This is a genomic window from Serratia sp. G204Y (assembly GCF_051172435.1).
GTDB lineage: Bacteria > Pseudomonadota > Gammaproteobacteria > Enterobacterales > Enterobacteriaceae > Serratia > Serratia sarumanii.
Genome location: NZ_JBPIZA010000001.1, coordinates 271,428 through 283,755, shown reverse-complemented (window position 1 = coordinate 283,755; position 12,328 = coordinate 271,428). Strand labels below are relative to the sequence as shown.

General features: G+C 58.8%; 11 protein-coding genes. 9 read left to right on the top strand and 2 right to left on the bottom strand.

Translation table 11 applies throughout. The annotated features are described in order from the left end of the window. Window positions 1-48 precede the first annotated feature (48 nt). Entirely contained in the window at window positions 49-1,293 is a 1,245-nt protein-coding gene (gene mtr / locus ACSBQQ_RS01365) for a tryptophan permease (RefSeq protein ID WP_060427722.1), read from the top strand. A 126-nt stretch (window positions 1,294-1,419) separates the two neighbouring features. Then, window positions 1,420-1,992: an elongation factor P-like protein YeiP gene (gene yeiP, locus ACSBQQ_RS01360; protein ID WP_004935725.1), complete on the top strand. Its 573-nt coding sequence runs from the start codon at window positions 1,420-1,422 to the stop codon at window positions 1,990-1,992. 42 nt (window positions 1,993-2,034) lie between these two features. On the opposite strand, the gene uxuA is transcribed toward yeiP, so the two are convergent. Then, window positions 2,035-3,225 carry a mannonate dehydratase gene (gene uxuA, locus ACSBQQ_RS01355; protein ID WP_060426045.1) on the bottom strand — a complete coding sequence of 397 codons (1,191 nt, stop codon included), beginning with the start codon at window positions 3,223-3,225 and terminating at the stop codon, window positions 2,035-2,037. A gap of 293 nt (window positions 3,226-3,518) precedes the next feature. On the opposite strand from uxuA, the gene ACSBQQ_RS01350 reads away from it, so the two are divergent. After that, window positions 3,519-4,991 (top strand): mannitol dehydrogenase family protein, encoded by a 1,473-nt coding sequence (locus tag ACSBQQ_RS01350; protein WP_060426047.1) that lies wholly within the window; start codon window positions 3,519-3,521, stop codon window positions 4,989-4,991. A 62-nt stretch (window positions 4,992-5,053) separates the two neighbouring features. Here the strand turns inward: ACSBQQ_RS01350 and ACSBQQ_RS01345 are convergent, their stop codons facing one another. After that, window positions 5,054-5,362 (bottom strand): type 1 fimbrial protein, encoded by a 309-nt coding sequence (locus tag ACSBQQ_RS01345; RefSeq protein WP_060427720.1) that lies wholly within the window; start codon window positions 5,360-5,362, stop codon window positions 5,054-5,056. Window positions 5,363-5,680: 318 nt separating this feature from the next. On the opposite strand from ACSBQQ_RS01345, the gene ACSBQQ_RS01340 reads away from it, so the two are divergent. The 6 genes from ACSBQQ_RS01340 to ACSBQQ_RS01315 all read left to right on the top strand — a co-directional run bounded on the left by ACSBQQ_RS01340 (window position 5,681) and on the right by ACSBQQ_RS01315 (window position 12,327). Further along, a complete protein-coding gene (locus ACSBQQ_RS01340) occupies window positions 5,681-6,655 on the top strand; it encodes a CobW family GTP-binding protein (protein WP_033648007.1) in 975 nt (324 codons plus the stop codon). A gap of 77 nt (window positions 6,656-6,732) precedes the next feature. Then, window positions 6,733-7,443: a phosphatase PAP2 family protein gene (locus ACSBQQ_RS01335; protein ID WP_043147725.1), complete on the top strand. Its 711-nt coding sequence runs from the start codon at window positions 6,733-6,735 to the stop codon at window positions 7,441-7,443. Between the two features lie 410 nt (window positions 7,444-7,853). Next, on the top strand, window positions 7,854-8,429 hold the full coding sequence (gene mepS / locus ACSBQQ_RS01330; protein WP_033635277.1) for a bifunctional murein DD-endopeptidase/murein LD-carboxypeptidase: 576 nt from the start codon (window positions 7,854-7,856) through the stop codon (window positions 8,427-8,429). A gap of 12 nt (window positions 8,430-8,441) precedes the next feature. Beyond that, on the top strand, window positions 8,442-8,690 hold the full coding sequence (locus ACSBQQ_RS01325) for a hypothetical protein (protein WP_126171814.1): 249 nt from the start codon (window positions 8,442-8,444) through the stop codon (window positions 8,688-8,690). 151 nt (window positions 8,691-8,841) lie between these two features. After that, a complete protein-coding gene (locus ACSBQQ_RS01320) occupies window positions 8,842-10,425 on the top strand; it encodes a cyclic di-GMP phosphodiesterase (protein WP_039565063.1) in 1,584 nt (527 codons plus the stop codon). A 93-nt stretch (window positions 10,426-10,518) separates the two neighbouring features. Then, window positions 10,519-12,327, top strand: coding sequence for an extracellular solute-binding protein (locus ACSBQQ_RS01315; RefSeq protein ID WP_039565061.1), 1,809 nt, complete (start codon window positions 10,519-10,521; stop codon window positions 12,325-12,327). The last annotated feature ends 1 nt before the right edge of the window (window position 12,328 follow it).

Below are 12,328 nucleotides of genomic sequence, written 5' to 3'. Positions count from 1 at the left end.
CATGTACCATTGAGCTAGTACAAAAGAACCCATCCCCCAGGAGCACGCATGTCTACGGACACCATCCAGAAACTGGCCCGCCCTTCCGTCCTCGGCGGCGCGATGATCATTGCCGGAACCGCCGTTGGCGCCGGCATGTTTTCCATTCCGATCGTCACTTCCGGTGTCTGGTTCAGCGGCTCCGTCGCGCTGCTGGTGTATACCTGGGCCTGCATGTTACTTTCCGGCCTGATGATCCTCGAAGCCACGCTGCACTACCCGATCGGCGCCAGCTTCAATACCATGGTCAAGGATCTGCTGGGCAAAGGCTGGAACGCCGTGAACGGCCTGTCGGTGGCGTTCGTGCTGTACATCCTGACCTACGCCTATATCTCCGCCGGCGGCTCGATCATCGCCCACACGCTGGAGGGCATCGTCGGCGTCGGCCAGACCACCGCCGGCCTGGTGTTCGCGCTGGTCGTGGCGTTTATCGTCTGGCTCTCCACCCGCGCGGTCGACCGCCTGAGCACCATTTTAATCGGCGGTATGGTGATCACCTTCGTGATGTCGGTGGGCGACATGTTCACCCACGTACAGCCCGCGGTGCTGTTCAACACCGGCGATGACCAGGCCAGCTATCTGCCTTACGCCCTGGCGGCGCTGCCTTACCTGCTGACCTCGTTCGGCTACCACGGCAACATTCCCGGGCTGGTGAAGTATTACCATAAGGACAGCGGCTCCGTGGTGCGCAGCCTGGTGTACGGCACCCTGCTGGCATTGGCTATCTACATCCTGTGGCAGTACGTGATCCAGGGCAATATCGCGCGCGACGCCTTTAAGCAAGTGATCGCCGAGGGCGGCAACATCGGCAGCCTGCTCAAGCAAATGGGCAACGTCTCCAGCAGCCAGACCGTCAGCCAACTGCTGAACGCCTTCTCCTATATGGCGCTGGCCAGCTCGTTCCTCGGCGTGTCGCTGGGCCTGTTCGACTACCTGGCAGACTTCTGCAAGTTCAAGGACGACGCCGTCGGACGCAGCAAGACCGCGCTGGTGACCTTTGTGCCGCCGACCCTGGCCGCGCTGCTGTTCCCGAACGGTTTCCTGTACGCCATCGGTTTCGCCGGGCTGGCGGCCACCGTCTGGGCGGTGATCGTGCCGGCGCTGATGGCGCGCGCCAGCCGCCGCCGCCACCCGCAGGCCGGTTACCGTGCACCGGGCGGCAACGGCGTGATCCTGTTCGTTATCCTGTTCGGCCTGATCAACGCCGCCGCGCATATTCTTTCGCTGTTCGGCCTGCTGCCGGTCTTCCGCTAATCCCCGACGGGAGGGCGATCGCCCTCCCTTTCCCGCACTGTTTTTACGCCGGGCTATTGCCTGAAATCGGCGGCGCGAGTACCTTGTCGCAACTTCTCTAATACTCTTCATTGCGGATGAATTGAAATGGCAAGAGCTAACGAAATTAAGCGCGGCATGGCGATCAGCTACAACGGCAAGCTGCTGCTGGTAAAAGATATCGACGTGCAGAGCCCAAGCGCCCGCGGCGCCAGCACCCTGTACAAAATGCGCTTCTCCGACGTGCGCACCGGCCTGAAAGTGGAAGAACGCTTCAAGGGCGACGATATCCTGGACACCATTTCCCTGTCGCGCCGCAAGGTGAACTTCTCCTATATCGACGGCGAAGAATACGTGTTCATGGATGACGAAGACTACACCCCGTACATCTTCAAGAAAGACCAGATCGAAGACGAGCTGCTGTTCATTCCGGAAGGCGGCCTGCCGGGTATGCAGGTGCTGACGCTGGACGGCCAGGTGCTGGCGCTGGAGCTGCCGCAGACCGTGGATATGGAAATCGTCGAGACCGCGCCGGGCATCAAAGGCGCTTCCGCCAGCGCCCGCAACAAACCGGCCACCATGGCGACCGGCCTGGTGATCCACGTGCCGGAATACCTCAGCGCCGGCGACAAAATTCGCATTCATATCGCCGAACGCCGCTACATGAGCCGCGCCGACTAGTCGCGCCAGCGGGGCCGAGTCTCGGCCCCGTTTCATTTTCCGCTACGGCAACTCCGGGAAAAAACGCCGCTTGAGCGCCAGCTCGACGCCGCGCAGCTCCGCCAGCCCTTTCAACCGCCCGATGGCCGAATAGCCCGGATTGGTTTTCTTTTTCAAGTCGTCCAGCATCTGATGCCCATGATCGGGGCGCATCGGGATCGGCCGCCGATCGCCCGCCCGCTGCCGACGCAACTCTTCGGTCAGGATCGCTTCGATCACCGCCACCATGTCCACATCGCCCTGCAGGTGCGCCCCTTCGTGGAAGCTTTTCGGGTTCTCCTCGCGGCAGGTGGCGCGCAGGTGGGTAAAGTGAATGCGATCGCCAAAGGTTTCAATCATCCGCACCAGATCGTTGTCGGCGCGCACGCCGTAGGAACCGGTGCATAGGGTGAAGCCGTTATAGATGCTGTCGACGGTCTGCTTCAGCCATTGCATGTCTTCAATCGTGGAGACGATGCGCGGCAGGCCGAGGATCGGCCGCGGCGGATCGTCGGGGTGCACCGCCAGCCTGATGCCGACCTCTTCCGCCACCGGCACGATGGCGCGCAGAAAGACCGCCATGTTCTCGCGCAGCCGCGCCTTGTCGATGCCATCGTACTCCGCCAACCGGCGGTGGAACTGTTCCAGCGTGTAGCCCTCTTCCGCCCCCGGCAGCCCGGCGATGATGTTGCCGGTCAGCCGGTTTTTTTCCTCCTCGCTCATGGCGGCGAAATAGGCCGCCGCCTGACTGCGCTCTTTCGGCGTATAATCGGCCTCGGCGCCGGCGCGCTGCAGGATATGCAGCTCGAACGCGGCGAAGGCGATCTGATCGAAGCGCAGCGCTTTGGAACCGTCCGGCAGCGGATAGGCCAGATCGGTGCGCGTCCAGTCGAGGATCGGCATGAAGTTGTAGCAGACGGTGTCGATGCCGCAGGCCGCCAGGTTGCGCAGCGACTGTTGATAATTGGCGATGTACCGCCGCCAGTCGCCGCTGTGGGTTTTGATCTCCTCATGCACCGGCACGCTCTCCACCACCGACCACACCAGCCCCTTTTCCGCCAACAGCGCCTGTCGCGCGCGGATCTCATCGATCGGCCAGACGTCGCCGTTCGCGATATGATGCAGCGCCGTCACCACCCCGGTCGCCCCGGCCTGACGCACGTCATCCAAAGAGACCGGATCGTTCGGGCCATACCAACGCCATGTTTGTTCCATGTTTTGTCCTTATGCCTGTCTCGCACCGCGATGCTGTTATACCAGTTTAATTTAGATGTCAGTTACCTTTAACTTACTCTTTCGCCCTGCGCTGTCAAAACCGAACCCCTCATTGGTTGATCCACTTCACGATTCTGGCTTATTTTGGACTGACCAATTCCTTTAGCTGGCCGACATCCTTACACTGGTCGCAGTTTTTTATCGCCGGCGCCCCCCTGCCGATGTGGCAGAAAACTGGTCTGCTAACTTGGCGCAACTGGCCCGCCAGCTGTCTTACACGCTTTGGAGATGAGATGAAAACGATCGCCAACACCCCATTGCCGGGCGCCGTCCGGCAGCCGGGCTATGACCGCCGGGCTCTGCGCAGCCGCATCGTGCACCTTGGCTTCGGCGCGTTCCACCGCGCGCATCAGGCGCTGCTGACCGATCGGGTGCTGAACGCCCACGGCGGCGACTGGGGCATCTGCGAGATCAGCCTGTCCGGCGGCGTGCCGCTGTTTGAGGCGCTGCGGCAACAGGATCATCTGTACAGCGTGCTGGAGAAAGGCGCGGACGGCCATCAGGCCATCGTGATCGGCGCGGTACATGAGAGCCTGCACCGCAAGCTGGAGGGCATCGCCGCGGTGCTGGAGAAACTGGCCGAGCCGCAGGTGGCGATCGTCTCGATGACCATCACCGAAAAAGGCTACTGCATCGAGCCCGGCAGCGGGCGATTGGATCGGCAGCATCCGGGGATCGTCGCCGATCTGGCGACGCCGCATCAGCCGCAGACCGTGCCCGGCATTTTGGTGGAGGCGCTGCGGCTGCGGCGCGAACGCGGCCTGCCCGCCTTCTCCCTGCTCTCCTGCGACAATATTCCGGAGAACGGCCACGTGCTGCGCCGGGCGGTGCTCGATCTGGCGCAGGCGCGGGATCCGTCGCTCGCCGATTGGATCGCCACTGCCGCCACCTTCCCCTGCACCATGGTGGATCGCATCGTGCCGGCCGCCACGCCAGCCACGCTGGATGAGATTGCCGCCGCGCTGGGCGGCGTGCGCGACGAATGCGCCATCGCCTGCGAGCCCTTTATTCAATGGGTGGTGGAAGACAACTTCGCCGCCGGACGCCCGGCGTGGGAGCTGGCCGGCGCCCAGCTGGTCAGCGATGTGCTGCCGTTTGAGCACATGAAACTGCGCATGCTGAACGGCAGCCACTCGTTCCTGGCTTACCTCGGCTACCTGGGTGGCTACCGCTATATCAACGAGTGCATGGCGGATGAACACTACCGTCGCGCCGCCCTGCGGTTGATGCTGGACGAACAGGCGCCCACCCTGAGCGTTACCGGCATCAGTCTGACCGACTACGCCGCACAGCTTATCGCGCGCTTCAGCAACCCGGCTCTGCAACACCTCACCTGGCAGATCGCCATGGACGGTTCGCAGAAGCTGCCGCAGCGCATGCTGGACGCGGTGCGCTGGCATCTGCGGCACGGCGGCGACTATAGCGGGCTGGCGCTGGGCGTGGCGGGCTGGATGCGTTACGTCGGCGGCGTCGATGACGCCGGTCAGCCGATCGACATTCGCGATCCGCTGGCAGACGCGCTGCAACAGACTATTGCCGCTACGCCGGACGATCGGCGGCGCGTAACGGCGCTGCTGGCGCTGAAATCGGTGTTCGGCGAATCGCTGGCAACGCATGCGGCGTTTGCCGACGCGGTGACGCAAGCCTATTTGTCGCTGCGCGATCGCGGTGCGCGTGAAACGGTGAAGGAGTGGGTGCTGCGGTGAGAAGCCTGCAGGGCCGAGAATAACCATGCCGGCGTAACGTTACGCCGGCATGGCGGAACGACTTAACGATAAACGACCGTCATAACAGCGAGTTTCTTCTGTTGGTCTACCCACTTCATTTCGGTTGTGCCTAGATTTAGCGGAAGTTCTTTGCGTGTAGTATCAAAACCTGACAACGCTTGCTGGGCCTGATAACGCTGGCCGTTGCGGTAACATTGCGTATTCGCCTTAGAATCTGCAATATTGACCGTGCAAGGACTTTCAACGATAGAACCGACGAAGCGAATTACCCCGCCGGCCACTCCTGCATAACTCACTGCCGTCCATGAAAACAACATTCCTACGATCAAAAATAACCGAAAGGTATTCATGGCAACCTCATTTTTAGTTAAGCCAATTTAACCATAGAGGATCTTGTTAGGAATAATCGCAAGGAAAGGGACGAGATTTGATCGTTAATCGCGTCATTAACAATGTAAAAACAAGCTACTAACAAAAGTTAACCGCATCTAATACAGGGTTTTATCTAAGAATTTTCTTGTTATGAACGGTGGATTTTGTCGGTTGAAAAGCGCATGGTGACGTGCAAAATTTGCGAGATAGAGCACAAATTAAATCGCGGCGGTTTCACCGATAAGGCTGCGTAACTCATTTATTAAGCAGGTTAATTTTTGCTCCAGGAATTATTAATGACCAAAACCAATTTGATTACCGGTTTCCTCGGCAGCGGTAAAACCACCACTATCCGCCATTTGCTGGCTCATAAACCCGAACATGAGCGCTGGGCGGTATTGGTCAATGAATTCGGCGAGATCGGCATCGACGGCGCGCTGCTGGCAGACAGCGGCGCGGTGCTCAAAGAGATCCCCGGTGGCTGCATGTGCTGCGTCAACGGCCTGCCGATGCAGGTGGGCTTGAATATGCTGTTACAGCAGGCCAAACCGGATCGGCTGCTGATCGAGCCGACCGGGCTCGGGCATCCGAAACAAATTCTGTCGCTGCTGACCCAGGAGAGCTATGCCGGCTGGATCGATCTGCAGGCCACCCTGTGCCTGCTGGATGCCCGCCAGCTCAGCCAGCCCCGCTACCGCGACAACGAAAACTTCCGCGATCAGCTGGCCGCGGCCGACGTTATTTTGGCCAGCAAAAGCGATACCTATCAGCCGGAAGACAGGCGGGCGCTGGAGGCCTGGAGGGCGCAAGATCCGCTGCGGCGGCCCTGTTATGCCATCGCGCAAGGCGAAGCGGATGTCGCGCTGTTGTCACTTCCGCGCACGAATCGTACAGAATTGCCGGACGCGCAGCATCATCATGGTCAGGCGAAAACGCAGGGGCTGGCGGCGCTGCGGCTGCCGGAGCACGCCCGCTGGCGGCGAGCGTTGAACGAGGGGCAAGGCTTCACCAGCTGCGGCTGGATTTTTGACGGCGACACCCAATTCGACACCGTCGGCTTTATGGAATGGGTGCGACTCGCGCCGGTAGAACGCGCCAAAGGCGCGGTGCGCATCCCCGAAGGCACATTGCTGATCAATCGTCAGGGACAGGATCTCAACATCGAAACCCGCCCGGTCGCGCCGCTCGACAGCCGAATTGAGCTTATCCACAGCGAAAATGCCGATTGGAACGCCCTGCAATCCGCCTTGTTTAAGATTCGTTTAAGTTAGACCCCGTACCGTTGCCCCCCGGTTGCCGCAGGGCGGCCGGGTTTTATTTCGTTTTCATTTTGCCAACAGGTTATGTCATGACACGCCGCAATTTACCCCTCATTATCCTCTTCAACTTACTGGGCGTTGCGCTGTTTTTGTCCTGGTTCCTGCCGGCCAATCACGGCGGCTGGTTTACCCTGGACTCGGCGATCTTTTTCTTCTTTAACCGCCATCTGGCCACCGACCCGGCGTTTTTGCACCTGGTCGCCATCACCAACAACCGCGCGTTTGACGTGATTTCGCTGCTCGCCATGGGCCTGCTGTATTTGTACTTCTACCTGAAGCAGGACGCCGCCGGCCGCCGCCGCCTGGTGATCACCGGCGTGGTGATGCTGCTGACCGCCGTGGTGCTGAACCAGCTTGGCCACCTGCTGCCGGTGAAGCATCCGAGCCCCACCCTGACCTTCGACAATATCTATCGCGTCAGCGAGCTGACCGGCATCCCCACCAAGGACGCTTCCAGCGACAGCTTCCCCGGCGACCACGGCATGATGCTGATTATTTTTTCCTGCTTTATGCTGCGCTATTTCGGCCGCCGCGCCTTCGCCGTCGCCCTGCTGATTACGCTGCTCTTCTCATTGCCACGCGTGATGATTGGCGCCCACTGGTTTACCGATATCGCCGTCGGCTCGCTGTCAGTGGTGCTGGTTGGCGCCAGCTGGGTGCTGATGACGCCTTGCAGCGACTGGATCGTCGATCGGTTGAATCGCCTGTTGCCCGGCAAGCATCGCCCCGGCCAACCATAACTTGCGTCTATGACTCATGCCGGGAGGCGCTCGCCTTCCGGCCTTAATCCCTTCGCTGAGCGCAAAATATCGTCACCGCCCGTTAACGCTTTTGCAACCTGATTTCACGCCAGATTCATACATCGGACAATTGGCGTTTTTTATATGAAGATTTACATTATGTTACATCACAAATTCATATAAAAAAGACGGGAAAAAGGCTCGCAATCCCCTATTTGTTCCGGTAATCTCAGATGCGTTTGTGCCTGGTTTAAGTCGAATCAGTATGGAATCCGATAAAAATGTGCGTTCTCGCACGTTTTCAACGGTAACTGGTTGTCGATGCAACAGGTGCGGACTAGGCTCGTTTCGTTTGGCATTTTTCAGGTAGCGACTTTCGTCGCTAAGGACTTCAAGGGAAAACAACAACAATGGTCAAATCTCAACCGTTTCTGAGATATTTTTTGCGGGTAGTCCCTGCAATTGCCGCTGCGGTTATGCTCTCCGCATGCAGCTCGACTCACACTTCGAACTTGAATAACGCACAAACTGAGATGCGTGCAGTTAATGACAAAGACGGTCTTTTACTGCAAGCCTCTCAGGATGAATTCGAAGCGATGGTCCGCAACGTTGACGTCAAGTCAAAGATTATGGATCAGTACGCGGACTGGAAAGGCGTTCGCTACCGTTTAGGCGGTGACAGCAAGCGCGGCATCGATTGCTCGGCGTTTGTTCAACGCACCTTCCGCGAACAGTTCGGCATGGATTTACCGCGTTCTACCTATGAACAGGAAGATCTCGGCAAGAAAATCCAGCGCACCAAGCTGCGCGTCGGCGATTTGGTGCTGTTCCGCGCAGGTTCCACCGGGCGCCATGTCGGCATCTATTTAGGCAACGATCAGTTCGTTCACGCCTCCACCAGCAGTGGGGTCATGATTTCCAAGCTGACCGATAACTATTGGAATAAACGTTATCGAGAAGCGCGCCGGGTGTTGACCAACGGTTAACGGCGCAATGCCTTGAAGATCCTGAATACCAAACGAGCGATAAGCGCCGCCTACGGGCGGCGTTTTTTTTGGTTGTCTAACAGATATCATCAAGATTGCTCCCTGCCTTATCGCCATCTTTCTCCGCTTAACGCTGCCGCACGCCATTATTTTGATAAACTGTTGGCAGGAAATCGCGCCATCGAGGAAAAACTCGCCTATTATCGTCAGATGACGGCAACGGCGCCCCGGCGTTATTTAAAATGTTTCCGCTTAAAATAGGCGCATTATATTTCTGTCGGCGACGCCGCATATTTAAACAACGCCGCCGGTTGGTACGGGATAAAAAGGCAAAAATGAAAAAAAAGCCGTTGGCACAATCCATTAAATGGCTGCGCGACACCCCTGACGCCCTGTTGCAGAGGACTCGGTTATGGGCTTGAAAAGAGCTTTTGCCCGCAGCGTATCTCACCGACAGCGTAGCCTGGCTAAAAGCGGCGTCGCCGCTCTGGTATTTTTTACGCTCTTCACCGCGGTCACGCTTTCTTTGATTAACCACCAGCGCACGCAATATCAACATAAGGTCGAAGCGCGCACGCAAAAGTTCACGCTGGGTTATATCTCGCACCTGAAGACGGTGATGCAGCAAATGATGCCGCTGCTGGCCAAGCCTTGCCTCTCAAGCCAGTCGGACATTACCTACCAGGCGGCCTTTACCAGCGGCGTGCGCACCTTCCTGTTGGTGAAAGACGGCTACGCCTATTGCTCTTCCGCCACCGGCGACATGATGTTGCCGATGAAAAATCTCTACCAGGATATCGACTGGAATCTGCCCCTGGATCTCAAGCTGCAGCAGGGCACGCCGATCGTGCCGAACAAACCGGCGGTTGCAGTTTGGCTGCGGCATCCCGACGAAAAGGCCACCGGCATCCTCGCTACGCTAGACATCGATCTGATGCCCTATCTGCTGTTCACCTCGCACGACGAACAGGCGCCGGGCATCGCCATCGTGATGGGCAACCGCGCGCTGACCACCTTCAGCCCGAACCTGATGCCGGTCGATCAGTTGCCGAAGGGCAAGGCGGATAAACTGACGCTGCCCAATCTGCCGCTGACCATCCTGTTCTACAACGAGAAACTGACCCCCAACGACATTCGCCTGACGCTGCTGGGCAGCCTGGTGCTGTCATTGATGATCGGCGTACTCTGCTATTACATGCTGCTGCTGCGGCAAAGCCCGGAACGCGCACTGCTGCGCGGCATCAAGCGCAACGAGTTCTTTATCGAATACCAGCCGGTGTTCCATACCGACAGCAACAGCATCGGCGGGCTGGAAGCGCTGATCCGCTGGCAGCATCCGATCGAAGGCCGCATCCCGCCCGACGTCTTTATCCCCTACGCCGAAAGCAACGGGCTGATCGTGCCGCTCACCCGCCACCTGTTCAGGCTGATCGCCGAAGATGCGCCGCAGCTCGCCAAAGCGCTGCCGCGGGGAGGCAAGGTCGGGCTCAACATCTCCCCCGCCCACCTGAGCGCGCCGTCGTTCCACCAGGACGTGTATGAACTGTTGACGCAGCTGCCGGGCGATTACTTTACGCTGGTGTTTGAAATCACCGAGCGCGGCATGGTGGAAGAAGAGAGTGCGCTGGCGGAGTTTGACTGGCTGCACAAACAGGGCATCGAGATCGCGGTGGACGATTTTGGCACCGGGCACAGCGCGTTGATCTATCTTGAGCGCTTCACCATGGATTACCTGAAGATCGATCGTGGCTTCGTCAACACCATCGGCCAGGACACGGTCACCGCGCCGGTGCTGGATGCGGTGATCTCGTTGGCGAAAAAGCTGAAAATGCTGACGGTGGCCGAGGGCGTGGAAACCGCCGAGCAGATGCAGTTCCTGCAAGAACACGGCGTTAACTTCATGCAGGGCTACTACTTCAGCAAGCCGCTGAGCATCGACAATTTCGTCGCTTACTGCAATGCTCATCAGGTCTTTGATTATCAGGCAAATAAATAGTTAGTCTTTAAGCATCTTTACCCTGCGCCCGCCCGAAGAATGTTATGCTGGGCGCAGGTTGTACTTTATTCCACAGCAGGAGCTTACCGTCTGATGTCCGTGCGCATTTTCGCTGCTCTGGTGCTCTCGGCACTGAGTTTCGGTCTGCGGGCCGAAGCCCTCAACGAAAGCTACGCTTTCGCCCTTCTCGGTGAACCGAAATACGCCACCGACTTCAGCCATTTCGACTACGTCAACCCGGCGGCACCCAAAGGCGGCGACGTGCGGCTGGCGGCCATCGGCACCTACGACAACTTCAACCGCTTCGCTACCCGCGGCGTGCCCGGCGAACGTACGATGGAGCTGTACGATACGCTGTTCACCAACTCCGACGACGAACCCGGCAGCTATTATCCGCTGATTGCCGAATCGGCCCGTTTCCCGGCCGACATGCGCTGGATGGAGTTGGATATCAACGCCCGCGCCCGCTTCCAGGACGGCAGCCCGATCACCGCCGCCGATGTGGCCTTTACCTTCAATAAATTCATGACCGAAGGCGTACCGCAGTTTCGCTCCTATTACAAAGGCGTCACGGTCAAGGCCATTTCCCGGCTGACGGTGCGCATCGAGCTGCCTAAAGCCAACCGTGAGCAAATCCTCAGCCTGCTCAGCCTGCGCGTATTGCCGGAAAGCTTCTGGAAAAACCATAAGCTCAACGAACCGCTCAGCACCCCGCCGCTCGCCAGCGGCCCGTATAAAATCGCCGATTACCGCCTCGGCCAGTACATCACCTACCAGCGAGTGCGCGACTACTGGGCCGCCAACCTGCCGGTGAACCGCGGCCGCTACAACTTCGACAGCATTCGCTACGATTATTACCTGGACGATAAAGTATCGCTGGAAGCCTTCAAGGCCGGCGCTTACGATTTCCGCATCGAGCCGTCGCCCAAAAGCTGGGCCACCCAGTATCAGGGCGGCAACTTCGCGCGCAACTACATCATCAAGCAGGATGAGACCAATCAGGCGGCGCAGAATACCCGCTGGCTGGCGTTCAACCTGCAAAAACCGCTGTTCGCCGATCGTCGGGTACGGGAAGCGATCGGCCTGGCTTTCGACTTCAACTGGATGAACAAGGCGCTGTATTACAACGCCTATCAGCGCGCCGACAGCTATTTCCAAAACACCGCCTACGCCGCCCGCGGCTACCCGGACGCCGCCGAACTGGCCTTGCTGGCGCCGCTCAAAGGCCAGATACCGCCGGAGGTGTTTACCAGCATCTACCAGCCGCCCTCCTCCGACGGCAGCGGCAACGATCGGCAAAACCTGCTGAAGGCGACCCAATTGCTGAAAGAAGCCGGTTGGGTGGTCAAAAATCAAAAGCTGGTCAACGCCAAAACCGGCCAGCCGTTCACCTTCGAACTGATGCTGCTGAGCGGCAGCAACTTCCAGTACGTATTACCCTTCCGCCACAACCTGCAGCGGCTGGGCATCGAGATGCAAATTCGCGAAATTGACGCCTCGCAGTACACCCGTCGCATGCGTGAACGCGATTTCGACATGATGTCGACCGTATATATGGCGATGCCGTTCCCCAGCGCCGATCTGCAAATCCTGTGGGATTCGCAGTACATCGATTCCAGCTACAACACGGCCGGCGTCAAAGATCCGGCGGTCGACAGCCTGGTGAGGCAAATCGCCGCCCATCAGGGCGACGAAAAGGCCCTGTTGCCGCTCGGCCGCGCGCTGGATCGGGTGCTGACCTGGAACAACTACATGCTGCCGATGTGGTACTCCAACCACGATCGTTACGCCTATTGGGACAAGTTCTCCACGCCGTCGATCCGCCCGGCCTATGCGATCGGCTTCGATAACTGGTGGTACGACGTCAACAAGGCGGCGCGTTTACCGGCTCAACGGCAATAAG